General features: G+C 59.5%; 16 protein-coding genes and 6 pseudogenes. 15 read left to right on the top strand and 7 right to left on the bottom strand.

Features of this window, described 5'->3' with window-relative positions; genetic code table 11:
• Nucleotides 1–428 precede the first annotated feature (428 nt).
• From AC0V7N_RS35850 to AC0V7N_RS35835, 4 genes are all read left to right on the top strand, one after another.
• Complete coding sequence (locus AC0V7N_RS35850; protein WP_496628242.1) at nt 429–1,274, top strand: hypothetical protein; 846 nt, start codon at nt 429–431, stop codon at nt 1,272–1,274.
• A gap of 44 nt (nt 1,275–1,318) precedes the next feature.
• Nucleotides 1,319–1,642: a hypothetical protein gene (locus AC0V7N_RS35845; RefSeq protein ID WP_496628241.1), complete on the top strand. Its 324-nt coding sequence runs from the start codon at nt 1,319–1,321 to the stop codon at nt 1,640–1,642.
• A 64-nt stretch (nt 1,643–1,706) separates the two neighbouring features.
• A complete protein-coding gene (locus AC0V7N_RS35840) occupies nt 1,707–2,072 on the top strand; it encodes a hypothetical protein (RefSeq protein WP_496628240.1) in 366 nt (121 codons plus the stop codon).
• Nucleotides 2,069–3,289, top strand: a complete 1,221-nt coding sequence (locus AC0V7N_RS35835; protein ID WP_496628239.1) for an SIR2 family protein — start codon at nt 2,069–2,071, stop codon at nt 3,287–3,289. Before AC0V7N_RS35840 ends, AC0V7N_RS35835 begins: the two co-directional genes overlap by 4 nt.
• Nucleotides 3,290–3,503: 214 nt before the next feature.
• On the opposite strand, the gene AC0V7N_RS35830 is transcribed toward AC0V7N_RS35835, so the two are convergent.
• Nucleotides 3,504–3,794: a hypothetical protein gene (locus tag AC0V7N_RS35830; protein ID WP_496628238.1), complete on the bottom strand. Its 291-nt coding sequence runs from the start codon at nt 3,792–3,794 to the stop codon at nt 3,504–3,506.
• Between the two features lie 195 nt (nt 3,795–3,989).
• On the opposite strand from AC0V7N_RS35830, the gene AC0V7N_RS35825 reads away from it, so the two are divergent.
• From AC0V7N_RS35825 to AC0V7N_RS35815, 3 genes are all read left to right on the top strand, one after another.
• The gene (locus tag AC0V7N_RS35825) at nt 3,990–5,024 is read left to right on the top strand and encodes an AAA family ATPase (RefSeq protein ID WP_496628237.1); all 1,035 of its coding nucleotides are present in this window, start codon (nt 3,990–3,992) and stop codon (nt 5,022–5,024) included.
• Nucleotides 5,024–5,452: a hypothetical protein gene (locus AC0V7N_RS35820; protein ID WP_496628236.1), complete on the top strand. Its 429-nt coding sequence runs from the start codon at nt 5,024–5,026 to the stop codon at nt 5,450–5,452. The genes AC0V7N_RS35825 and AC0V7N_RS35820 overlap by 1 nt, the downstream gene beginning before the upstream one ends.
• A 254-nt stretch (nt 5,453–5,706) precedes the next feature.
• Nucleotides 5,707–6,783 (top strand): Abi family protein, encoded by a 1,077-nt coding sequence (locus AC0V7N_RS35815; RefSeq protein ID WP_496628235.1) that lies wholly within the window; start codon nt 5,707–5,709, stop codon nt 6,781–6,783.
• Between the two features lie 133 nt (nt 6,784–6,916).
• Here AC0V7N_RS35815 and AC0V7N_RS35810 read toward each other — a convergent pair.
• Nucleotides 6,917–7,669: pseudogene (locus tag AC0V7N_RS35810) on the bottom strand (IS630 family transposase); the annotation flags it as partial.
• Nucleotides 7,670–7,746: 77 nt separating this feature from the next.
• On the opposite strand from AC0V7N_RS35810, the gene AC0V7N_RS35805 reads away from it, so the two are divergent.
• Entirely contained in the window at nt 7,747–8,736 is a 990-nt protein-coding gene (locus AC0V7N_RS35805) for an IS5 family transposase (protein ID WP_496628234.1), read from the top strand.
• 908 nt (nt 8,737–9,644) lie between these two features.
• Here the strand turns inward: AC0V7N_RS35805 and AC0V7N_RS35800 are convergent.
• The gene (locus tag AC0V7N_RS35800; protein ID WP_496628233.1) at nt 9,645–11,564 is read right to left on the bottom strand and encodes a KUP/HAK/KT family potassium transporter; all 1,920 of its coding nucleotides are present in this window, start codon (nt 11,562–11,564) and stop codon (nt 9,645–9,647) included.
• A gap of 282 nt (nt 11,565–11,846) precedes the next feature.
• On the opposite strand from AC0V7N_RS35800, the gene AC0V7N_RS35795 reads away from it, so the two are divergent.
• Nucleotides 11,847–14,969 (top strand): hypothetical protein, encoded by a 3,123-nt coding sequence (locus AC0V7N_RS35795; RefSeq protein WP_496628232.1) that lies wholly within the window; start codon nt 11,847–11,849, stop codon nt 14,967–14,969.
• 982 nt (nt 14,970–15,951) lie between these two features.
• Nucleotides 15,952–16,797, top strand: a complete 846-nt coding sequence (locus AC0V7N_RS35790) for a Ulp1 family isopeptidase (protein ID WP_496628231.1) — start codon at nt 15,952–15,954, stop codon at nt 16,795–16,797.
• Between the two features lie 292 nt (nt 16,798–17,089).
• Here AC0V7N_RS35790 and AC0V7N_RS35785 read toward each other — a convergent pair.
• The 3 pseudogenes from AC0V7N_RS35785 to AC0V7N_RS35775 form a co-directional block, all read right to left on the bottom strand.
• Nucleotides 17,090–17,757 (bottom strand): annotated as a pseudogene (locus tag AC0V7N_RS35785) (IS6 family transposase).
• 63 nt (nt 17,758–17,820) lie between these two features.
• Nucleotides 17,821–18,249, bottom strand: a pseudogene (locus AC0V7N_RS35780) (hypothetical protein); the annotation flags it as partial.
• Nucleotides 18,233–18,813 (bottom strand): annotated as a pseudogene (locus tag AC0V7N_RS35775) (recombinase family protein). The pseudogenes AC0V7N_RS35780 and AC0V7N_RS35775, both read right to left, overlap by 17 nt.
• A 50-nt stretch (nt 18,814–18,863) precedes the next feature.
• On the opposite strand from AC0V7N_RS35775, the gene AC0V7N_RS35770 reads away from it, so the two are divergent.
• From AC0V7N_RS35770 to AC0V7N_RS35750, 5 genes and pseudogenes are all read left to right on the top strand, one after another.
• On the top strand, nt 18,864–20,429 hold the full coding sequence (locus AC0V7N_RS35770) for an ISL3 family transposase (RefSeq protein ID WP_496628420.1): 1,566 nt from the start codon (nt 18,864–18,866) through the stop codon (nt 20,427–20,429).
• A gap of 247 nt (nt 20,430–20,676) precedes the next feature.
• On the top strand, nt 20,677–20,898 hold the full coding sequence (locus tag AC0V7N_RS35765; protein WP_496628230.1) for a hypothetical protein: 222 nt from the start codon (nt 20,677–20,679) through the stop codon (nt 20,896–20,898).
• A pseudogene (istB, locus tag AC0V7N_RS35760) lies at nt 20,895–21,668 on the top strand (IS21-like element helper ATPase IstB). Before AC0V7N_RS35765 ends, istB begins: the two are co-directional and overlap by 4 nt.
• A gap of 623 nt (nt 21,669–22,291) precedes the next feature.
• The gene (locus AC0V7N_RS35755; protein WP_496628229.1) at nt 22,292–23,125 is read left to right on the top strand and encodes a trypsin-like serine protease; all 834 of its coding nucleotides are present in this window, start codon (nt 22,292–22,294) and stop codon (nt 23,123–23,125) included.
• A gap of 227 nt (nt 23,126–23,352) precedes the next feature.
• Nucleotides 23,353–24,336 (top strand): IS5 family transposase, encoded by a 984-nt coding sequence (locus AC0V7N_RS35750; RefSeq protein WP_496628419.1) that lies wholly within the window; start codon nt 23,353–23,355, stop codon nt 24,334–24,336.
• Between the two features lie 53 nt (nt 24,337–24,389).
• Here AC0V7N_RS35750 and AC0V7N_RS35745 read toward each other — a convergent pair.
• Nucleotides 24,390–24,662: pseudogene (locus tag AC0V7N_RS35745) on the bottom strand (transposase); the annotation flags it as partial.
• Between the last annotated feature and the right edge of the window lie 111 nt (nt 24,663–24,773).

Here is a 24,773-nt window from a genome sequence, read left to right as displayed (position 1 = left end):
TCGCGCCGAAAACTCGAGGCGAGTGAATTCAATAGCTTAACGGACAGCGTTCGCCATCCGTTCACCTCCAACTGTTCAAGTCGGGCAAGGACTATGGCATCGGTATGCGGGTTCGCCTTCTAAAGTGCGGGTGAGAACAACACTTCATGCCACCGTTCCCGGACGAAAGTGAACATGCCGGTAGAAGTTCGATCAGATCGCGGGCCTGCTGCGAGCCATTGCCGTGCTTATGTTGAGCAGCCCGCGCGGCAACAGAAGAATACTTTGCGGTCAAATATCGGACGAATAATTCGCACGCATGGACTATTCAAGGCTGCTTTTTTGTCGGATAAAGGAACCTTGGGGGGCTTTCCTTCACGTACCGCTAGTAAATGACGATGCGAGATGGGCGATGTTGCTGTGAATGCGACGATCGCGGAGGGGAAACTGTGAAAAGACGGCAGGTATGGCTCGTAGCGGCGATGATGTTGCTCATTCAGGGGTGCGGCACCTACGTGCCGCCGCTGACCGATTGGAGAGGCAGTAAGGAGGAAGACGAAAATCAGGCGATGTTCTCTGCGGTCATTCGCAGCGTTCGCTGCTCGTTAACCCAGGCAGTCACGGACGCCGTGAACGCCGATTATGATATGTCCCAGAGACGTCCCAACCACCGAAGATATTCGGATTTCCTTGAGAATTGGGGCGCGGAGGTGCTGCTGACATTCACCGTGGTGGAGAAATCGAGCGTCAGCCCCAGCCTATTACTGACGCCGAGTTCGCCAGCGACATCGATCTTTACGCTCACTGGAGGCATCACCCACAGCGCCCAGGCGACGCGCATCGAGAAGATGAACTTCTTCTACACGGTGAGGGATCTTTATCGCCCCGTGGGTCCTGCTTGTGACGCCAGCAAGGAAGAGCGCCACGGGTCGCTGCTGGTGAAGAACGATTTGAAGATCAGTAGCATCCTGGCCGCGCGAATAACCGCCGATGCGTTGGGCCAGGCAAGTGCGCCGGGCAGCGGCAAAAACGTCCTGCAGCACGAAGTATCGTTCCAGATCGTATCGAGCGGACAGGTCACTCCCGCCTGGAAATTGGTGGAGGCCTCGATCAACCCTTCGGGTTCGCTACTTCAAGGCAGCCGGGATCGCACGCATGATCTGCTCATCACTTTCGGGCCACTCGACAAGCCCGCGAAAGGCAAATCCCTAGTGGCGATTGCCGAGGGCGCGCATTTGTCCGCGCAAATCCAAAACAGTGTGGCCAACGGCGTCAGCGCCGGGCTCGCACGTTAGCCCGTACGCTTAGCGAAGGTGGATGGTCTTGATAGGAGGAAAGCATGGCTAAGACCGGCGAACCCGCAGACAAGCACGAAGGCGACGCGCCGACGCGGAAGGCGAAGCCCCGCAAAAAGCATCAAAAGGCCGTCGGAAATGTCCTGGCGAAGACGGTGTCGCTTGATAGCAACACCGACAGCATGCAGGCCCTCGACCGCGCGTTTGAAACGATCGTTGCGCGCGGCAACACGCATGGCAAGCCGGTGGTCTGTTACCAGGAAACGCTACCCGGCCACTGGATGGTCTGCCTGCTCCAGGACGATGGCAGCTATGCCCAATGTAAACCTTACAACGGTGCGGTGCATGGGCCCTATTGCGGCGGTTAAGGGGATAGGCTCACTGATATCAATGATTACGGGCGTGCTTTCATAGCATCGGAAGGGGCGATCATTGGCCTTTGCAGGTCCGCGCATTCGCGATCTTTCGGGAGCGACGCTGTTGATCGGCAGCGCTTTGTCGGGTGACAAGATCAACGCTTTGCCCTCCGGGATGGCGCTTTCGCGGCTGATCATCGAGCGGCTGCTCGGGTTCGCCGGGATGAAGGCGGACGACATATGGGAATGGGCGATCGATTCGCCTTTCGAGCAACTGCTCAACGACCATCCCGATCCGGATCACGTGCAGACAGTGATCCGCAAGCATTATTCGGTCACGAACGTCAACCCGTACCAGGCCGAGGTGGCGCGGCTGGCCGGGAAAAATCCATCGGCGCGATCATCACGACGAACTATGACGGCTGTCTCGAGCGTGCATTGACAGTCGCCGGGGTGTCGCACGACGCGCTGGTTGCCGAGCACGACAAGCGACGTGCTGATCACGTTCCCGTATTCAAGATCCATGGAAGCGCCGATCGGACCAATGTCCCCCTGGTGATGGATCTTACGCAAGAAGGCCAACTGGCTCCTTGGAAACGACAGCTCTTGCACGAGCTCTGCAACGGCAAGACCGTGTTCGTCCTGGGGTATTCGGGACGCGACTTTGATATTTGCCCAACATTGCTTGCGACCGATTGCAAAGAGCTGTTCTGGCTCGAAAGGGAGACCGATCCCTACCGAATGAGCGCCCATCTGCGTTATGCGGTGCAACACCCGCATGCATTTCCAGCATTCTCGCTGGTGACGGGCGAGTTCGAGGATATATTGCCCGTGCAGCACACCTACACGCGGGCAAGCAATGCGCAGGCGGTGGTCGACGAGATATTCGAGGGCGCAGTATCCGACCCCAATAGCTATCAACTGTGGGCCGCACGGCTGTTTCAGGCGATCTCATGTCGGAGGGCCGCACAAAGGGTTCTGGACGGTTTTGTACCGAAGTCGCCCGCCGATAGGGCGCGCGCCTTGCATTTGCAATCGGATCTGGAAGAGCGGCGCGGCGCCTATCGCACATCAGTGCGCACGCTGGAGCGCGTCAGGCCGCTATGGGAGGCGGAGGGTCACTGGGACCTAGCCGCGAAAGCGTGTATTGAGAAGGCTTGGCGGCTTATCACCGGCCGCTACCCGATACGCTTCCTATGGGAATGGTGGCGTGCAGGGACCTATGTGCGCCGCCTTGTCCGATCGGGGAAGACGCTTGACGTGTCGCTTGCTGAAGCACGGCTGGCTTACCTGGGTATCCTCTTCTGTACCTTGGTGAAACTCCTGCGAGCGGCGCCGATCCTCCATGCAACACCCTTTAAACGGCGCATCGTGGTGGCTGCGACGCAGGCGCTCGAAGGCTTTCGGCTACGCGGTCTTTGGCAGGAGCATTATCTGATGACGAAGCAGCTGCAGGATCTCGGTTTCGGCGACGCTTTGCCCCGGACGGAAAGGATTCTGCCCGCGCGTTTCGGCTTCGGCAGCTGGGAAATCTCGTGGGGGACGCGTCGTCGTTCAGACGCGAGGCCAAACCCGATTCGCACCGTGCCGAAACCATTCTGCGCGGGCTTTTGGCCTATGGACTGTATCCGGAAACCTGGAAGTTTGTCACCGAGTTGAGCCATGCCGTTCCCTCCCTCGAAGGCTTCGCGCCTGAAGCGCTCGATGCGTTCAAGATGTGCGACTACGGATGGCTGATTGGGGTTATCAATCAGGAGGATCTGAAAAGACTGAGGAAACAAGCCGGAAAATAGCCGGACATGCGCATCTAAAGACACTTCGGTTTCGCCATGGGCCGATCTATCCAACAGCGGCAAGTCCCGCTTTCGCTTGCTTATCCATGCCCGACTGGGCGGTTCGCGGGCGACTGAAGAGGCCTGTTATCGGGCGCGGTAACGGCGCCCGTATGGAGGGTATCGAGTGCTAATTTCTTGCCAAGCAGTTCGTCCGCAAACAACCCGATTTTCTGGATGGGCAGCACTTCGCCGATGGTCCCGATCGTCACCTGCGTGATGGCAGATAGTAGCAGACCTTCGCCATGCGCACGACCTTGCTGATTGGTGAAATCGCGATCGACCTTCTTGGGATTTGCCGCTGCCCAGATGACGCCTGCGTCCAGTTCCACAGGGCAAGTCAAGGCTTGCATGGCTAACCACGAAGCGGCTCATTCATCGAGGCGAACGATCCCACAGCCTTCCGGAGCGGGTTTGCCCAGCTCACATCCGACAACGGGCAACGGCCAAAAAATCTCCTTGCCACGCCGACTGTGACCGTTGTACACAGAATCTGTGACCATCGTTCACACATTTTCAGAGGGTTGATGGCAGAGCAAGACGACGAACTGGTTGGGATAAACGAAATTGCCGATATGGCCCGCGTGTCCCGACAGGCGGTGGCGAACTGGCGCGTCCGGTTCGACAATTTTCCGCAACCGATCACCGAACTCAAAGCTGGCCCAATCTTTCGGAGGTCACAAATTCGGGCATGGCTACGAAAGAGGAGAGTTCCTATGGCACAAGTGGTCTCGACCATCAATCTGAAGGGGGGCGTGGGCAAGACCCATACCACTGTCGCGATTGCGGAGGTTCTTTCCGCTTATCGCAAAAAGCGGGTTCTGGTAATCGACCTCGATCCTCAGACCAACGCCACAACGATGCTGATTGGCGAGAAAAAGTGGCAGAAGCTGAATCAGAATGGGCATACGCTAGCCCAGCTCTTCAAAGACGCGCTGGATCCGGAGAATCCGAAATTCGACATCACCAAGGCGCTTCAGAAGAACGTCTCTGATGTGCGGGAAGCACACAGCATCGACCTTCTCCCATCGAGCCTGGACCTCATTGACGTTCAGGACCGCCTAGCGACCATACCTGCCGGAAAGTTCTTCGAAGCCAATCCAATTGCGATACTTCAGCGGGCTGTTAAGTCGATCCTTGACGACTATGATTTGGTGCTGATCGACTGTCCGCCCAACCTCGGGATTATCACGCTAAACGGCCTGCGTATCTCCAACGGGTACATTATCCCAACCATTCCAGACATTCTATCTACCTATGGCATCCCACAGATCGTCAAGCGCATCCGCGAGTTTTCCGACAAGATTGGTGAGACCATCGACCCTTTGGGCGTTGTTGTATCGAAATACCGCGCACAATCGACGATACATCACAATACTACAAAGCTGCTCCGGCAGGAGAAGGATGCGCCCTGCTTCGAAACCGTAATCCCCGAATCCAATAGCCTTTCCGGGGCAGCGGAAACCGTTGTCGGTGATCGCACGATCAAGCAGAAATATGGCTATAAGGGCGAGCCGGAGAACTATCTTGCTCTTGCTGATGAGCTTTGGGGGAAACTGTGATGAGAAAGCCGGCCGGCACCGAGCGCGTTTTGAAGGCGCTTTTGGATGTGGTTTTAAGTGAGGTCCGCACCAACCTCCAATTTGCCGAGCGTATCACCGACGTTCTCAATCCTGAATCCACAGACCGACATACAGCGCACGGCAGGCCGGAACCACGACAGCCGCAGGCTCCTGAACCGACAGTAAAACGAGGTAATCGACGGACGGCGTCGGTGGTCGACCCGATTGCGGCTGTTCAGCTGGGTGAGATGCACCTTCGGAGCCAACTTGCGCCGCTTGACTTGGAACAACTCCGCGACGTGATGGCAGATTACCGCATGGACCCAAGCAAGCTAGCCATGAAATGGAAGGATCGCGAGCGGGTCATCAATCATATCGTCACGACTTCGATAGAGCGCGGCCAGAAGGGCGACGCCTTTCGAGCATAGGCTGTGAACTCATAACGGCTAAGGGATTGGGAACGAGAGTCGGCAGGCAAGGCTCAATAGAGGTCGGTGGCGAAGCCGGCTTGTTCGATACATCGGCCGAGACCACATCGGCGGCGAGTTCCCGGGCAAGCAGATAGCCAAAAATGAAACACCAGGTGAGGACTGGCCTGACCTGGTGCACATAAATCAGTGTCGACGGCGCATGGCAAGCCAGTGGGGCCAGTTCGACTGCTGAAGAGGGTTATCGCTGCTCCATGGCCGAAAGTCAAGTTCCTTATCCGTACCAACAGGCTCAGCTGCAGGCCATCAGGGTCTCCATCTCCGAACCCCGCTTTGCCACCTATCTGGCAAAGGGCGGCACGCACGAGGAATACGCGATGGCGCTGTATCTTTACAACGCTCGCGTCGCGAAGGCGTTCCTCTATCCGCTGAACGTCGCCGAGGTAACGCTACGCAATGCCGTGGATGGTATCCTCGTTGGAAGTTATGGCCAAAATTGGCATCAGGATCCGAACTTCCGAAATCAAACGCTGATGCTGGACGGACTGTCGACCTTGGACAAGGCCATTCAGCGAGCCGGGCAGAACGCCCCGCGGGACCAAATCGTAGCGACGCTCACGTTCGACTTTTGGTCCAATCTCTTCCGTCCAGACTATGGCGCACTCTGGCGCACGACTGCCAATATTGCCTTTCCCCACCTCAAGCACGGAGAGAGCAGACAGGACGTCCAGAACCTCGTGAGGCCGATCAACGCTTTCCGGAACCGCGTCGCCCACCATGAGCCGATCCTCGACATGAACGTGACCGACATTCATGCGAAGATCGTCCGGCTCATCGAGCTGAGATGTGCCGAGACCGCAGCGTGGATGAAACACCATTCGACGCTTAGCGCGGTCGTGAGGTCGCGTCCGCGACGGGATGGCTCTACCGCGAACACACTTGCCGGTAAGCTGGACGCATCGTTCGTATCGGTCACGCCTGAGACAGTGTTGACGGATCTCCTGGAACAGGTGGACGAGAAGCATCAGGCAATCATCTGCCTCGACGATGCGGGCCGTCCGAGCGCGGCGTTCACCCCGGTCGACGCCATGCGCTTCATCACAAGTCGCGCAAAGGAAGCGGGCGGCCTGATCGACTTTCATGATCACAAGGTGTCTGATTTGATCGCTGACGCCGGCATCGCTGAGCGATGGGGGCAACTAAGCGACGCAAGCCCCATCGCCCTAGCGGTTAAGGAGCTTCAGAAGCCGCGGATTCAAGTGTTGGTTGGGGTCGATGCCACATCCGGAAAGGCAACCGGCGCAATCCTCCGCGCGCACCGCCGATACTGACCGGCCACGGTCCGATCACACCTCACGCCCGATAGCGCCCCTCCCCGCCATCTCGCGAACACCCAGACCCAAGCCCTGGAGATCAGCGAGATCTAAAAGCGGCGATGATTCAGCTAGTGTCGCGTCGCGGTGATTATGACTCTTTGAGAGATGGCGTGGGATAGGATTTTGCCATCTTCGCTCGGGCCTGCTGTGTGGAGAACATCCAGCGGATGCGGGCGCCACTTTCGGTGCGGCGGCGTTCCCAGGTCCGGACCTCTGTTTCAAGGAGGTCGCGGCTAGCGATGCGGCGATCAAGACATTGGCGGCGCATAACGCCGATTTCGATCTCGACGATGTTGAGCCAACTGGCGTGCCTGGGTGTGTAGTGGAACTCCAGGCGTCGCAAGATCCGACGCGCCTCGACTGCTGGAAAGGTCTGATAGACAGCGGAGGCCGTGTGGGTTGATAGGTTATCCATCACGACGCGGACCTTGTCGGCGCCGGGATAGTCCACGTCGACCAGGTCGCGCATGCAGACGGCGAAGTCCTCGTTTGCGCGCCGGTCGGTGACCTTGACCCTGCGCCACGACCGGTTGGCGTCGACCATGACAAAGAGGTTGGCCGTGCCGTTACGCTTGTACTCGGAGTCGTAGCGGTATCGCTTTCCGGGTTTCGGCACGATGGGCACGCGCACCTCGCCGATGAGCTGGATCGGACTTTCATCGAAGCAGACCACCGGTCGCTTGGGATCATGCGGCTCGGCATAGAGATCGAGGAGATCCTCCATGCGGGCGATGTACTCCCCATCGATATTGGCGATGCACCACATCTTCTGTTGCCAGGGCTTCAGATCGTTGTCGTTCAACCGCCGGCGGACGGTGTCGCGTGAGACGCTCGGGTGTTCGATGGCGTTGGTGCACGGATCGTTTATTGGTGTGGGTTTAGGCAAGCGGTAACCGCAATAGCCTTTGTAGCGTAGCCATGCCTTTCAAACACAATACCAGCCGCCGCCATCATATTGAGAAGATGAAGTTCAGGGTGACGAACTGGCCAGAATATGAGGCAGGACTTCGTCATCGCGGCAGTTTGACCCTGTGGGTGACGCCGGAAGCCCTGTCCAGGTGGCAAGCGCCAAGACGCAAGACACGTGGCGGCCAGCACCGCTATTCTGATCTGGCGATCGAGACCACCTTGACGCTGGGCCTTGTGTTTGGCCTGCGGCTGCGCCAGGCAGAAGGCTTGCTGGAATCGGTGCTGCAACTGATGGGGCTGGCGCTCGCTGTCCCCGATCATACCACCCTGAGCCGTCGGGCGCGGAAATGGCAATCGCCCAACAAACGTCATGATCGCCAGGTTGCGCCGGAGGGACCAGTGCATGTTCTTGTCGACAGCACCGGCCTGCAGCTCTACGGCGCGGGTCAGTGGCTGGAGGAGAAGCACGGCGCCAGATCCCGTCGCAGTTGGCGCAAGCTGCATCTGGCCCTGGATGCCGACAGCGGCGAGATCATTGCCCATACCCTGACTGATCAGGACACTGGCGATGTCTCTCAAGTTGAGCCACTACTCGACCAGATTGGCGGTCCGATCGGACAGTTTACTGCTGACGGCGCCTATGACGGAAAACCGACTTACGACGCAGTCATCGATCATAGCGCTGCCGCCGCAATCGTCATTCCGCCTCGCGTCAACGCGGTCGAACCATTCGACGATAGACCTGCCGGCCAAAGGGACCAGCATATCGCCGCAATCGGCAGAGACGGCCGGATGAAATGGCAGGTCTCCAACGGTTATCGCAAACGCTCGCTGGTCGAGACCGCCATAGGGCGATACAAGTCCACCATCGGGCGGCGTTTGCGGGCACGGTCACTTCCCGTTCAGCAGACCGAAGTCGCCATCGGCTGCGCCGTCCTCAACCGCATGCTTGCCTGCGCACGCCCGAAATCCGCCCGCCGCAAGGCGGCCACGGCATAGTCTGCCGCTTCAAAGATCGACATCCGCTCAAGTCCGGACCCATGCACCAACGCCCAACGGGCTCCTTTCTCCTCGTTGATGCAGCGCGTGCCGGGCTCAGGGTTCTCTCCGGGGTCGATCGCAAGGATCGCCGCATGTTTGCGTTGGAACGGGTGGGTCGAAGTGGTGTTCGCGGTTCCGTTGGACCGCATGCGTGGGAGCGACCTCATCCGTGCAGCGTCCCGGCAAGGACGCATCTCGGGAATTGGAGTTGTTAGGGAATCGAAAGCTCCTCCTCAGGCTGCAGCAGCAGAGTGGAGGAACGGCTCGTTCGTCTTCCACATGGCGTGGAGGATAACGGCGAGCTTGCACGCCACCGCGATCTTCGCCTTCTTGAAGCCTGCGCCCTTGGCGGCGAGTCTTGATAGACCGGAATGCCGAGCTACCGGAGCATATCAAAGCCATTGCCCGCTCCGACCGAATATGTGCGGCGATGTGACGATCCAATTCTTGCGCGTCCGAGTTCCTCGCGCTCACACTCGCGCAGGCGCCAACGATCATCAAGGATGTCGCCACGTGACTGCGATCTGGCGCGATGTTGCCAAGGCGGTGGCCGCCCGATCGGTAGATGAACCCGAGGCGAGCGCGCCTTGATGCGTGATGATCTCAAGAGGGCATTGGCGCTGTAGGCCTCCTCCGCTATTTCGGAGCATCAGGGGCCAATCCCGGCTCGGCTGCTGCTAACGTTGATATCAAAATCTTGATGATGGGCACCGACACTGACCGTTCAGGAGGGTGGCCATCCCTCGTCTGAGTCGCTCACCATTCCATCATCTTGAATAAGGTGTCGCTATCCGATGCTGGCCTCCGCCCGCCAGCATTTACACCCTCGTGAATTCCAATTTGATTCTGCTCAACCGCAGCATGCCCTAAATCGTCACCTGCGACCCGATCTCGACGACACGTCCGGTCGGGATTTGAAAATACTCCGTTGCGTCGGCCGCCGTGCGCGCCAGCCCGATGAACAGCTTGTCCTGCCAAACCGGCATGCCGGAATTGGGCGAAGCCTTGAGCGAGCGCCGCGACAGGAAGAACGATGTCGTCATGATGTCGAACTTCCAGCCCTGCTTGCGGCAGATCGCCAGCGCGCGCGGGATGTTGGGCTGCTCCATGTAGCCGAACGTCAACGTCACTCGCATGAACAGCTCGTTGACCGTTTCCATCTTGACGCGCTCGCTGTCGGGCACGACAGGCTGAGGTGCCGTCACCACCGAAAGGATGACGTTCTGCTCATGCAGCGCCTTGTAGTGCTTCAGGCTGTGCATCAGCGCGGTCGGTGCACTGAGCGGGTCGCTGGTCAGGAACACGGCGGTGCCGGACACCAGCTGCGGCTTCTTCTTCAAGAGATTGCCGGCAAGGAAATCGAGCGGGATCTCGTTGCGACGGGTCTTGTCAAACAGATAGCGGCTGCCCCTCAACCACGTCCACATAGCCAGCACAATGGTGAAGGCCGCGGCCAGCGAAGCCCAGCCGCCCTCGAACACCTTGACGATGTTGGAGGCAAAGAAGCCGACATCGATGAAGCCGAACAGCGCCGTCAGCGAGACTGCCAGCCACAGCTGCCATTTCCAGATGCGCGTCATGACGACATAGAGCAGCACCGTCGTCACCAGCATGTTGCCGGTCACCGAAATACCATAGGCCGACGCCAGCTTGCTGGACTCACCGAAACCGACGACCAGCATCATCACCACCAGCGCCAGCAAGAGGTTGACGCGCGGCATGTAGATCTGGCCGGACTGCCTTTCCGATGTGTGCAGGATTTCCAGGCGCGGCAGCATGTTGAGCTGCACCGCCTGCCTGGTCAGCGAAAAGGCGCCAGAGATGACCGCCTGGCTGGCGATCACCGTCGCGGCCGTTGCCAGCACGACCATCGGGATCAGCGTCCAGCCCTCGTTCATCTCGAAGAACGGATGGCCGACCACGCCGTTCTTTGCCAGCACGAATGCGCCCTGTCCGGCATAGTTGAGCAGCAGGCAAGGGAACACGATTGCCAGCCAGGCCAGCACAATCGGCTTGCGGCCGAAATGGCCGAGATCGGCATAGAGCGCTTCGGCGCCGGTGACGGCGAGGAAGATAGCGCCGATGGTGACGAAAGCGACGTCGGGCGAATTGATCAGAAAGGCGACGATGTAGTGCGGGCTGATCGCCCACAGGATTTCCGGATCGGCGATGATATGATTGAGACCGGAAAGGCCGATGGCCAGGAACCATACCGCGGTCACCGGGCCGAATACCAGGCCCACCCCACCGGTGCCAAAGCGCTGCACCGCAAACACCATGGCAAGGATGACCAGCGTCAGCGGCACGACATAAGGCTGGAAGGTCGGCGTGACGACATTCATGCCCTCGACCGCCGACAGCACCGAAATCGCCGGCGTGATGACGGCGTCACCGAAAAACAGCGATGCCCCGACGATGCCGATGCCGAGCATCAGCGCCGAGCGCTTCGGAAAACTGCCCTGCGCCAGCGCCATCAGCGACAGCACGCCGCCCTCGCCGCGGTTGTCGGCGCGCAGCACGAACATGATATATTTGATGGTGACGATGATCGTCAGAGACCAGATGATCAGCGACAGAACGCCGAGAATATCGCCGCGCTGGGCGACATTGCCGCCCGACGACGCCACCAGCGCCTCGCGAAAGGCGTAGATCGGGCTGGTACCGATATCCCCATAGACGACACCGAGCGCGCCCAGCATCAGAACCTTGGTGCTGTGCTGCTCGACTTCCGAATGGCTCGATTGTTCGACGGGTTCTGCCTCACTACCAGTATTGATAAGGGCCATGGACGACACTCCGATAAGCGCGCGGTCCTCTACGCTTGCTGCACTGCAATATCAAGTGCCGTCGCGTAATGACTCCGTTCTGGCATTGCCAGTCTTCCGCTTGGCAGACTCATCAACCTCGAAGAGAGCGTGAGATCATTGTGAGACCATACTAAAGCTGCGGCTAGGACGCGCTCACCATGCTGTCTTGGCGGGCACGTTGTCGTCAGGTTCTCGACAGCTTCCCTATGTCAGATCCAAGCCCAGCTTCAAACGGGCTTGTATTGCTGAAAGTGAGAACGGATGGATTTCACCTCGACCAAGCGGGTGCGCGGACAATCGAACAGGGCCGGCCTGCAAGAGAGCTCACGTGCGGCTCCGTTCGCAGGTGCGGCCGCGTTTGAGCGGCAACTGAGCGAGATCGCCAATTCAGGTGGAGGTGGTGGAGCAATGCCGGCCGGCTCGGCGCCGCCGCCGGCTCAGTCAACGGGGCTTGGCAGCAACCAGTCTCCTTATCCCCAGGATGCTCCGCTTATTTTGGGGCTCAGGGAAGCCCTCATCAAGAGCAAAGCCTCTGGGTGCACCGTCAATGTCTATGTACGTTCTCTTCTCAGCTTTGGCCGCTGGCTCTTCGCAAACAACAAAGATCCCATTAAGGATCGGCTCGACAAGCAGTCGCTGACCGAGGATGCGCGCGAGTTCATCGGAAAGGGCGATCCCGCGAGACTCCTTACGGCAATAGGTCATCTCCGGACCTCGCAGTCGACGGGGGGCGTCGTGCCGATCCCAGGCCGCGTTAAGTTGACTCCGTATCTTCAGGACGCGGCTCTCATCGAAGAGTATAGAAACCAAACCCCGACACATAGCGGCAGGAGGCATGCAACTGCTCTTAGGAGCTTCAGTGACTACCTGCGTCAAAACAACAAGAAGGGCATTGCTGGTCGGCTTTTCGGCGGGGCCTTGGATGGAGATGTCAAGGGCTATAAGGAGGACGCCGGTGATCAGACCATCAGTTCCGCACTGGCTCATCTTCGAAAATCGGACGCCGGCGTTAAAGCGATGAATCTCGAGCGCCATATTCCCCTCGTTCCTGATCCCGAGGATGCGGCACTGATGGACCCGAGGCGGATCGGCGAGGCGATTGCGCAGCACGGCGCGTCGCAGGAAGCTGGCAGTTGGCTTGCTGCGGCAGCCCACGATCAGGATGTGCCTTTGGAGCTGATGGACGAACAGGGCCCGTCGTCCTCAGCGCTGCGGCCGGCTCAGTCAACTCGGCTTCGGAACCAGCCTCTTTATCCTCAGGATGCTCCGCTTGTTTTTGGGCTTAAGGACGCCCTACTCAAGGGCAACGCCTCCAAGCACACCGCCAAGAATACTGTACGTTCTCTTCTCAGCTTTGGCCGCTGGGTCTTCGCAAACAACAAAGATCCCATTGAGGATCGGCTCGACCACGGGTCGCTGACCGATGATGCGCGCGAGTTCATCGGAAAGGGCGATCCCGCGAGACTCCTTACGGCGATAGGTCATCTCCGGACCGCGCAGTCGACGGGCGGAATCGTGCCGATCCCAGGCCGCGCTGAGTTGACTCCTTATCCGGAGGACGCGGCTCTCATCAGGAAGTACAGAGACGAAGCAGCGATACAGACCGGCAAAAGGAATGCGACTGCTCTTAGGAGCTTCAGTGACTACCTGCGTCAAAACAACAAGAAAGGCATTGCTGGTCGGCTTTTCGGCGGGGCGTTGGATGGAGATGTCAAGGGCTATAAGGAGGACGCCGATGGTGATCGGATCATCGATGCCGCACTGGATCATCTCCGAAAATCGGAGGCCGGCGTTAAAGCGATGGAGCGCGAGCGCCACATTCCCCTCGTTCCTGATCCCGAGGACGCGGCACTGATGGAGCCGAGGCGGGTCGGCGAGGCGATTGCGCAGCACAGCGCGTCGCAGGAAGCTGGCAGTTGGCCAAATGAGCGTGCTGCGGCAGCCCACGATGAGGATGTGCGTTTGGGGCTGAGGGACGAACAGGGCCCGTCGTCTTCGGGGCCGCAGCCGGCTCAGTCAGCTCGGCTTCGAAGGAACCAACCTCTTTATCCCCAGGATGCTCCGTTTATTTCGGGCCTCAGGGAAGCCCTCATCAAGGGCAACGCCTCCGAGCACACCGCCAACGACTATGTAGGTTCTCTTCTCAGCTTTGGCCGCTGGCTCTTCGCAAACAACAAAGATCCCATTAAGGATCGGCTCGACCACGGGTCGCTGACCGAGGATGCGCGCGAGTTCATCGGAAAGCGTAATCCCAAGACACTCCTTCCGGCAATAAATCATCTCCGGACCTCGCAGTCGACGGGCGGAATCGCGCCGATCGCAGGCCGCGCTGAGTTGACTCCGCATCCGGAGGACGCGGCTCTCATCGCCGCTCTCATCAAAGAGTACAGAGACAAAGCAGCGATACAGACCGGCAAAAGGAATGCAACTGCTCTCAGGAGCTTCAGTGACTACCTGCGTCAAAACAATAAGAAGGGCATTGCTGGTCGGCTTTCCGGCAAGGCGTTGAATGGAGATGTCAAGAGCTATAGGAAGGACGCCGGTGGTGATTCAAGGATCGGTTCCGCACTGAATTATCTGCGACAATCGGACACCGGCGCTAAAGCGATTGAGCGCGAGCGCCACATTCCTCTCGTTCCTGATCCCGAGAACGCGGGATTGATCGAGCCGACGCGGGTTTGCGACGCCGCTGCGCTGCGCAGCGCGTCGCAGGAAGCTTTCCGTTGGCCAAAGGAGGTTGCTGCGGCAGCCCACGATCAGGATGTGCGTTTGGAGCTGATGGACGAACCCGGGCTGTCGTCTTCGGCACCACAGCCGGCTCAGTCAGCTCGGCTTCGCAGGAAGCAGCAGCCTCGGCCGCAGCCGCCTCTCTATCCTCAGGATGCTTCTCTTATTTTGGGCCTTGAGCAGGCTCTCATCAATGGTGGTGTCGCCGAACTCACCGTCAAGAATAATGTAAGTATTCTTCGCCGGTTTGGTGGCTGGCTCTTCGCAAATCACAAACCGAGCCTTGTTGCTCGGCTCGACAGCAAGTCGCTGAGCGATGGCCGTGAGGTGCTCGAGTTCATCGGAAAGGGTGATCCCAGGAAACTCGTTGCGGCAATAGGTCATCTCCGGACCTTGCGGTCGACGGGCGTCGTGCCGATCGCAGGCCGCGCTAAGCTGAATCCTCCCCCCCCAGAACGTGACGCTCATCAACTCCGAAAACGCGGCACCGATGGAGCGGAGGCGGGTCGGCGACGCCGCTGCGCGGCACAGCGCGTCGCACCGGGCTGGCAGTTTGGCAAAAGAGCTTCCTGCGAAAGCGCACGATCAGGATATGCGTTTGGGGCTGATGGACGCACCTGGCCCGTCGTCATTTCTAGAGCCCGCTGCGCGCCATGACCAGGCACCGAATCCCGGAGAGTCCAATCACCAGCGGTCCCGGAACGAGCTGATGGGTGCACCTGCCTGGAGCAACCTCCTGCCAAGCGAGGAGGCCTTCATCGACGATGAGCATGACACAGCTGGGTTGAGGCCAGCGAAGAGGCAGAGGACCCTGGACGTTCCGCAAGGCCTTGCTGCAGAGCCGCAGCTGAACGGGATCGCTAATTCAGGCGGTCGCCTGCTGACGCCGGGCCCCACCCATCAACTGGGTGCATCGCCATGGGAGGCACGGCCGATGATGCAGGGGAGCGGATACGAAGACGCCGCGGCGCCGCATGCGGTCGCGACGGCCGTCGGGGACGCCGCTGCGCAGCAGGGACCTGCTACTTGGCCATTGGTCCGCCCGGAAGGTTACGATCAGGATCTGATGGTTGAAGACGGCCCACCATGGTCCGGGGTTCCCCCTGAGCCGGCGCAGGACATAATCCAAGCTGGACGGCAGGAACCTGCCAGGTCCACGTCAACCTGGTCGCTGCAGATGCCGCTCAACATTGATTGGAGTATGTGGCCAGCGTCGGAAGCAGCGCCAGTGCACTATGTCAGGGCTCGCTCAGACGCCTGCGGCGATTTTGAGGCAGCGGTTAATCCCAATCCGCCCGGGCCAGTACCGGGTCATCACCAAGGGCGCTCGACAGCCCGTGGCTCGCCGCTGGCGCTTTCTCCGCTGCCGGCCTCCTCGGACGACGAAGCTATGGCGTGGTTGAGCGAGGAGTTGGAGCGGCGGCAGATGCTCCGCGAGACGGAGTGGCAGCCCATCATGCAAGGGACAGGGTCCGCCGCCGTCTTCAGGCCGGGAGGGCCCGATGACGTTCAGCTCATCCATCGCGGGCAACTTTCGCCGATGAGTGAAGCTGCGCCAGCGGCAGCGCCACCGGCAAGAACTACCCAACCCGCCTCGCCAGCAACCGCTAGGCTGCCAGAAACCTACCGCGGTCTTCCAGTGGTTGATCTGACGAGGCCAACCACCACCTCCTCCGATGCCCAGATCGGGGCGTCGCATCCGACAGCCTCTTCCAATGTCCCCGTGGGGTCGGTGCTTGGCGCCGACGAGTGGCTGAGCACCGACCATATCCAGAGGGATTACGATTTGCTGGAGGAGCGGCTGCGGGGGATCGATCCGAGGCTCGCCGGCCAGACGCAGTTGGTGGATCCCCTCATAGCCAATGGTCCCCTGCGCTTGCGCGGTTTCAGCGAAATCGATAGGGAATACGCATTGCACCGCATTGTCTATGATCAGGATGGCAACGACACAGCCGATTTCCTGTTCCTGCCCGTGAACAATGCCACTGAGCATAGCCTCGGCACCCATTGGTCGCTGCTGCTGGTTGATCGCAGCAACCGGGAAAGGCCGGTCGCCTATCACTACGACTCCCTCCAGCGAGAGGGATACAACGACGCGCCTGCAAGACAGCTCGCAGGGCTGCTGAACGCCACCTTGGCGCCAGCCCGCATGGCCAGACAGCCGAACCGTTATGATTGCGGCGTCTTTGTGGTGGACGGCACGCGGGCGCTGGTTCAACGACTGGTGGACGGGCAGCGGCCGGACCACGAGCCGCTGCACCTCGACAACCTCGTCGCCGATCGGCAGGCGCTGCAAGACCGGCTGAGCTTGCCGCCGGAGCTCCGGCCGCTGTTGGCATTCGAGCCAGCGGAAATCTGGCGACTGTTGGATGATGAGCCTGCCTCCCCTTCGCCGCCAATTAGTTCGACCTCACATGCGCGAACGGACGGTGTTCATCAGCCGACCCAGGCGCCGTGGCTCCCTGAACGCAAAAGATACTATTAACCGCGACCATGCGCGTCCTGGTTCGCATGCTCGGCTTTGATTGGCCTCCGCAGGTTCCGTTGGTCGGTCGCGGGTGCTTGGCGAGAGAAGCGGGCAAGACAACAGTTTTCCTAGAGGTCAAAATATCAGCTTGACCCTATATCAGTCCTAGCCTATATAGGCTTCATAATGTGGACGCTCCTTGAGCATCCGGATTTCATCAAGGAGCGCGAAGGGCACTGTCACATTGTTTGAAGCGTGGACGCGCGGAAGCCCACAGCTGTTTTCAGGCAATCTGCAACGCCGCAGCCTTTCATTCTGCCATGGCATTGAGGCGGTGAGTTCGGATCTGCGTGGCGGACCTGTTTGAGCGGGAGGGGACAAAGAGATTGCGTATGGCGGAGAAGACGGAGACGAAATGCTGAAGGGAGCCAATGCTGCGGAAGCCTTGCCGAATTCGCTCCCGCTTTCGAAACGGCAGGTGAGAGTTCTCCGCCCGGTTGTTGAGGCCCTTGTGCGACCGGTGCTCGATATCGGGCATGACCTGACGTCTTGCCGCTGAATAGGAGCGCAGCTTATCGGTGACGATACGCTTCGGCGACAGGCCTTGCTTCTTCAGCAGACGAATGAGCAGACGCCTGGCCGCCTTGGTTATTGCGGCGGGTCTGCACGATCTCATCCAGCACATAGCCGTCCTGGTCGACGGCGCGCCACAGCCAGCACCGCCTGCCGTTGATGCGCACGGCTTACCTCATCAAGATGACAGACATCGTCTTTCGATGGCGCCTTGCGCGCAGGCGACGTGCATAATCGGGACTGTGCTTCTTTCCCCAGCGGCGGATGGTCTCTTAGGAGACGACGATCCCCCGCTCCAGCAGCATTTCTTCAACATCGCGCAGGCTCAGCCCGAACCGGTAATAAAGCCAGACGGCATGAGCAACGATTTCGATCGGGAAGCGATGGTTCTTGTAGGTGGCGCATGCTTCGACCATGCCAACCTGACTTATCGTCAAACCGTTAAGCCAAAATCAATGTGACAGCACCCTGCAATGTCTTCGTGGCAGTGGCCTCGCTGACCAGGACAGGATCACCACCGCGGATGAGATCGCGGGCCATCAGGGATTTGCCCGACACGATGTCGCTGACTTCGTAGAGGCTCATGACCGACGTCCGGAGCGCCTTCATATAAGCTTTTGCCTGGGCGCCTTCCTTCCAACCGCGCCGCTTCAGATAGTCGTCAACGATATTGCCGCCCTCGACGTCGAAATCCTGAGTGAGGAAATCCTCGAAGGCGCAGCCCCAAAGCGTCATTGCCCAATGATCGCCGAGCATCTCGGCCACATCATCGAACTCCATGTTGCTGGCGTCGAGAACCGGCCCGAAATGATCGTCGAGAGTGTCTTCGAAACAATCACGCCATTCGTCGCGGGAGAGGAACTTCATCAGACCCTTGAGGTCATGGCTGTTGGGCATGGCCTTTTCCCACCTTCCGTCTGTGCTCGGCTATAATTCTCGATACCGTTGGCTGGCTGACTTCGTAGAGCCGCGCCATTTCAGCGGCTGACTTCCGTCCGGACAAGACACTCTCGGCGATTTCCAGCCGTTTCTTTGGATTGAGCTTCTTGCGGCGGCCGCCGATCCTGCCCTCGGATCGCGCCAAGGCCAACCCGGCGGAGGTGCGTTCGCGGATCATGGCGCGCTCGAATTCGGCGAAGGAACCGACCATCTGCATCATCATGCGCCCTGCCGGCGTCGTTGTATCGATCGCCTCAGTCAGAGAGGATCCGGCACCGGCGGTCTCGATCCGCTCCATGATATTATGCAGTACGTCCTTGAGCGAGCGTGACAGGCGGTCGAGCTTCCAGACGACAACGGTGTCGCCCTGCCTCAAGTAAGGATCCTGTGTAATTCAGGCCGTTCCCAGCGACCGCCAGACGCTTCTTCCTTGAAGATGCGCTTGTATGGCGCGACAATTTGGGGTTCTTCCGCATATTTGGTGCAGGTGCCGGGATTCACGGGCGGTGCGAATGAGTCCATAGAGTGGGAATCGCAGTCGTCGCGGTGATTCGCCCCATGCCTTCCGCTCGCTGGTCTCGCCCGAGCTTTCGATTGTCCAAATTCTCCCAGAGGCCGACAAGGTGGTGCTTGTAGCCCGGCCGAAGGCGACAGAATCGTGCTGTCCCTCCTGCGGCTGCCGAACCGGCCGCGTCCACAGCCACTACATGCGCCGGGTGGCTGATCTGCCGTGGCAGGGACGGGTTGTCGAAATCCGGCTTCACGCCAGGCGGTTCCGTTGCGCCGATCCGCAATGCCGTCAGCGGATCTTTACGGAACGATTGCCGGAAACGGTGCAGCCGAAAGCGAGACGCACCGCCCGCCTCGGCGAGAGCCAGTTGGTGATCGGCTTCGCGGCCGGCGGTGAACCCGGCTCGCGCCTGTCGCGCAAACTGGCCATGCCGATAAGCGGCGACACGCTGCTGCGGATGATCCGCGCGGCCGGGTTCGAGCCGCCGGAAGCGCCGCGGGTGGTTGGCATCGACGACTGGGCCTGGCGCAAAGGACAGCGCTACGGAACGATCATCTGCGATCTGGAGCGCAACCGCGTGCTTGATCTATTGCCGGATCGAAATGCCGACACGGTCGCATCATGGCTGGAACGTCATCCGGGCATCGAAGTCATCGCTCGCGATCGAGCCGGCGTTTATGCCGACGGCGCCCGTCGCGGTGCTCCCGATGCAACGCAGGTCGCCGACCGCTGGCATCTTCTCCAGAACCTGGGCGAAGCGTTGCGTCTGGCCCTCGGCCGCCACCGCAAAGCGGTCAGTGCCGCCGGAAAGGCGATGATGGCCGAGATGAGTGGCGATGACGACGCCAATCCGGAACCATCAGTGGATGCTTCCCCGAAGCTTGATGGCCTGCGCCGGTCGCGCCGCAACCAGCGCAGTGAACTCTATTCTGAAGTCCTTGAGTTGAGGACGACCGGCATGTCGCCGCGACAGATCGCGCCCCGGACCGGCATGAGCGTGAGAACGGTTGAGCGCTGGCTTGCCGCGGGCGGGGAGCCCGAGCACCGGCGGCCGCCCGCGCGCTCGGTTCTCATGGATCCTTTCCAGGAGTATCTCGAAGGACGCTGGCAGGAAGGCCAACGCAACGGGTTGCACCTGTGGAGCGAAATCAAGCGCATCGGCTTTGCAGGCAGCAGGGCGACCGTCTACAGGTGGACCGCCGCCCACCAGCAGTGCTCATCGACCGCTCCGCCAAATGCGCGATGGCGGCCGCCGTCGCGCCGAAACTGTGCATGGCTGCTGAGCGAAGACCCGACTTTGCTCGATCAGCAGACCGAACAATTCTTGGGCCATCTCTATGACTGCGCGCCGGAGCTCTTGAAGGCGTGTGACCTGGCCCGACGTTTCGCTGCAGGCGACGATGATGCCGGCCTCGAGCAATGGATCGAGGACGCCACGGACAGCGAACTGGCTTCCCTTGCAGCAGGCATCGGCCGTGACATTGCGGCTGTTCGGGCCGCAATCACCCAGCCCTGGAGCACCAGTCCCGTCGAGGGACAGATCAACCGTCTCAAGACTATCAAGCGCCAGATGTATGGGCGCTCTGGGTATCCGCTTCTGAGAAACAGGCTGCTGGCAGCCGCCTAACAACCGTAGACAGACGGGGGGAACCAAGGGAACGACGCACCTGCACCAAATATGCGGAAGAACCCAATTTGGATGGGAAGCGCGACGATCAGGATGAAGAGTTTGGTGGCCGCGATTTGGTGAAGATGGGCTGTGAATCGGTGAGTTGCAAGCGCTATTTTTCGTAGTTGACGCTGCGCGACACCAGGCCGGTTTTTGGATTGTCGCGGAGCGCGTCAATCTGCCGCCCAGAGACGCCTGCCGGTCAATGGTCGCTTTGCTGGCTCTGGCCTCGACCTGCGAAGCCATTGAGATCACCTTGGCCGATCGTCTCGACGCAATCCTGGACGCCGGCCGGCTGCCTGACCTCGCCAAACTTGAGATCGAGTTCGCGAGCAAACCGAGCTCGTCGAGCGAGGTCGCCATCCCAGAGCCAAATCTCGAAGCCTACGATCGGCTTCTGCCCTCGGCTTGCGAGGTACGGCCATGACCGACGCAGCCATCCTCGCCTCCTTGCTGACCGAACTGCGCCTGCCCAGCATCGCGCGCAATTGGCGGCGCATCGCCGACACCGCCGACCGAGACGGCTGGCCAGCCCAAAAAACCATCGCTGCGCTAATGGAGATACGGGGTCGCCGAGCGCACCTCACGCCGCATCCAGCGTCATCGCGATCAATCCGAAGCGCCGGCTGGCAAAACCCTCGCCAGCTTCGATTTCGACGCCGCACCAGGCGTGCGCAAACAGCAACTTCTGTCCCTCGGCGCCGGCGGAGACTGGATCAAGAACGGCGACAACCTCTTGCTGTTCGGCAAAAGCGGACAGGCAAAAGTCACGCTATCGCGGCCATCTGCCATGCTCTTATCGATGCTGGAAAGCGGGTCTTGTTCACGCGTACCATCGACATCGTTCAAAGGCTGCAGACTGCGCGTCGCGACCTTTCCCTGATCGGCGCCCTTGAGAAGCTCGATAAGTTCGACCTCATCGTACTCGACGACCTTTCCTATGTCAGGAAGGATCAAGCCGAGACCAGCGTCCTGTTCGAACTCATCGCGCATCGATACGAACGGCACAGCATCGCCATCACCGCCAATCATGCATTTTCAGCATGGAGCACCGTTTTCCCGGACGCCGCCATGACAGCGGCGGCGGTGGACAGATTGGTCCGTCACGCCACGATCATAGAAATGAATGGCGAAAGCTATCGAGAGCGCTCCGCCGCCCGCAGAGCCGCCAACGAGGAAACTCCCATCTTGGCTTAGGCTTTAACAGCAACACATCATCGCATGGGCTGTAATTGTCGCCGGGACAATAGCTAGCGACAATTACTCACGCCGCTATCATAAACAGCCAGAGACAATTAAAGTGATTGTCGCTAAGCCTCCCTTTTGTCGAACGACAATTATAAGGATAGATGTCTTATCGCTACTCGGCGACTGTCCAATTCTGCCAGTTTAATTGTCGCTAGACGGACACCGTAATTGTCGCGTTGCAGCGACAGGACGTTTACTCTTGCCGCGGGCATCTAATGATTGATTCGTATTTTAGGAGTCCCTGAAATGAAAAAAGCCGCCGCTCCCCGAAGGGTAGCAAGCGGCCAGGTGGGGCAGGGCTATTGATCGTGCCTGGCGGCGAGTAACCTTGAGGGTCTCGAGCTGCATCAGCACCGTATTGCAGAGCCTGCCTATAACAGGCCCCGTGCCGTCGTCGCGCTTTCCGAAGAAGTCCTCTGCCCACGGCAACCAGAGCGTCCTATCGAGGACAAAGCATGTTGCCTGCGGCATTCCGAATCACATGCGAGATGAGGGGTTGCCAGCTAATGGGTTGGAAGGCATGAGTGGCGCGCCAACGGCACGCGGCCGTTGGCAATATTACGAGGAAACCCATGCCCCCCCCAATCACCCGTCGTCATGCCCTCTTCGGGATCGCTGCTGCCCTTTTTGGTGCAAAACACGCCCATGCCGTCATTCTCGGCAAGCCGACCACGTCCAAAGAGTATCCTTGGCACGTCAAACTCAATATTGTCGAAGGGGATGGCTATATCCCGTGCTGTGGAGGATCGGTGATCGGAGAGCGATGGATCCTCACAGCGGCGCACTGTGTAGCGGATTTAACAGTCGACCAGGTCAAGGCCGTTGTAGTCGATGGCGTTTCGTTGGATGTAGAGGACATTATTGTTCACGAAAAATATAAGCATGATGAAGAGAAGGAGAAGGAGAAGGAATACCCACCCGAACATGATCTGGCGCTCGTGCGGGTGCACAGTACGCGACCCGCAGCGGTCATTTCCCTTCCTAGCCCTAGGACGCACCTTCGTAGTGGCGAGCCCCTTATCGTGATTGGTACCGGAAAAACAGAAGATGGAGAAGAATCAGACCAGCTCCGAGAGGGCAAGGTCCCGTACGTCAGCAACAAAATGTGCAGCGGCGAATATGATGGGATCTCTCCTGGGATGATGTGCGCCGGAACCGAAAGCGGCTGGACCGATACTTGCCCAGGGGACAGTGGAGGTTCTCTGATCAAACGCGATAGCCAAGGCAACGCCATCTTGGTTGGAATTACATCGTGGGGGGGGGGAGGACGACGATTGCGGAACGACATACGGTGTGTATACGCGCGTGTCGCATTATCACGAGTGGATCATGAAACATACCGGTGCCTGAGGCGGCGAGTCGGGATGCGTGCAGGATGGAAAGTTCACGTTGCCGCGTCTATCTGAACGCGCAGAATGTCCCAACAACCGGAGTTCGGCTTAACAGGTATCCTCACCATGTCCCATGAAGGTGATGTCACGTTATCTGGCTCTGACCGCGCTGAGGCCTGTATGGCGGATTTCAGTTGCCCACGGTGACGACTTTCCACTCTGCCATAGCGTTGGTGCATGGATCCTTTGTCAACGGTTTGGCGATAGGCAGGCAGGATCGAAATCAGCTTGATGCGAGTGCCATGCCGTACAAACACAACGCAGATCGTCGTCATCACGTCGGAAAGATGAAATTCAGGGTGACGAATTGGCGTGACTACGAAGCAGGTCTGCGCCGGCGTGGTAGCCTGACCTTATGGGTAACGCCGGAGGCACTGGCGGGATGGCGCGCTCCGCGACGCAAGACCCGCGGCGGCCAAGCCCGGTATTCCGATCTCGCCATTGAGACAGCGCTGACGCTGGGTTGCGTCTTGGCAATGCGGCTGCGCCAGACCGAGGGATTGCTCCACTCGCTGCTGGATCTCATGGGGCTGAAAGTCCCAGTTCCAGATCATACGACGCTGAGCCGTCGGGCACAGAAGTGGGAGCCATCAGCCCGACGAAACCCGCCGCTGCCGGACGGCCCGCTGCATGTGCTTGTCGATAGCACGGGATTGAAAGTCTACGGCGCCGGGCAATGGCTGGAGCAGAAACATGGCGCCAGATCACGTCGCAACTGGCGCAAGCTGCATCTGGCAGTGGATACCAAAAGTGGCGCGATCATTGCCCAAAGGCTGACAGATCAGGACACGGATGATCCTTCCCAGGTGGCACCGCTGCTCGATCAGATCGACGGCGAGATCGACCAGTTCACAGCCGACGGAGCCTATGACGGCAAGCCAACCTATCGGTCTATCCTGCAGCACAGCGCAACCGCGAACATCGTCATTCCACCGCGTTCCACGGCGGTGGAAAGCGGTGATACCGGACCGCCTGGTCAAAGGGACAAGCACATTGCCGCAATCGCAAGCGACGGTCGGCTGAAATGGCAGGCAGCCTCCGGCTACGGCAAGCGGGCGCTGAGCGAAACAGCCATCGGACGATACAAGGGGCTGATCGGACGGCGCCTGCGAGCACGCTCTCTTCCGGCTCAACAGACCGAGGTTGCCATCGGTTGCATCGTTCTCAACCGCATGCTGGCATGGGCACGCCCGGAGTCTATCCGGCGTCAAGTCACGCAGGCATAACCAACTACATTAAAGATCGAAATGCGTTCGATTTCATATCCGCGCACCAACGCCTTCGTGGAGTGCAGAGGCGTGTGTGTCGTCACCGTGAACTGGAACCGGCAATCGCCGCTGGAACATTGATAAAGACCCGGTCGGGCGCGACGCTTGCCGGTATCGCGACCGGCAAGCGCAATCGAGCGTTTGTATCCGCAGGCGGGGCAGATCCGGCCATCCGGCCACACCATGCTTTCCAGCAACCGACGGCAATGCTGCTCATCCCGGAAGGCCGCGATCATTTCTTCAACAGTCCGAATGTTGGAAAGCGCTGCAAGTATTTCAGGCATTCTCATCTCCTTCAGATCAGCCCGAAGAATCGCATGAAAGGCCATAGGTCACAAGGATATTGCGGTCTTTGGTTGATAAAGGCCCTGTAGACTAACGTTCAACACTGCCAT

The organism is Mesorhizobium kamtschaticum (genome assembly GCF_056174585.1).
Note: the sequence above shows the minus strand (reverse complement) of the source record. Positions and strands in the feature narration are given on the sequence as shown.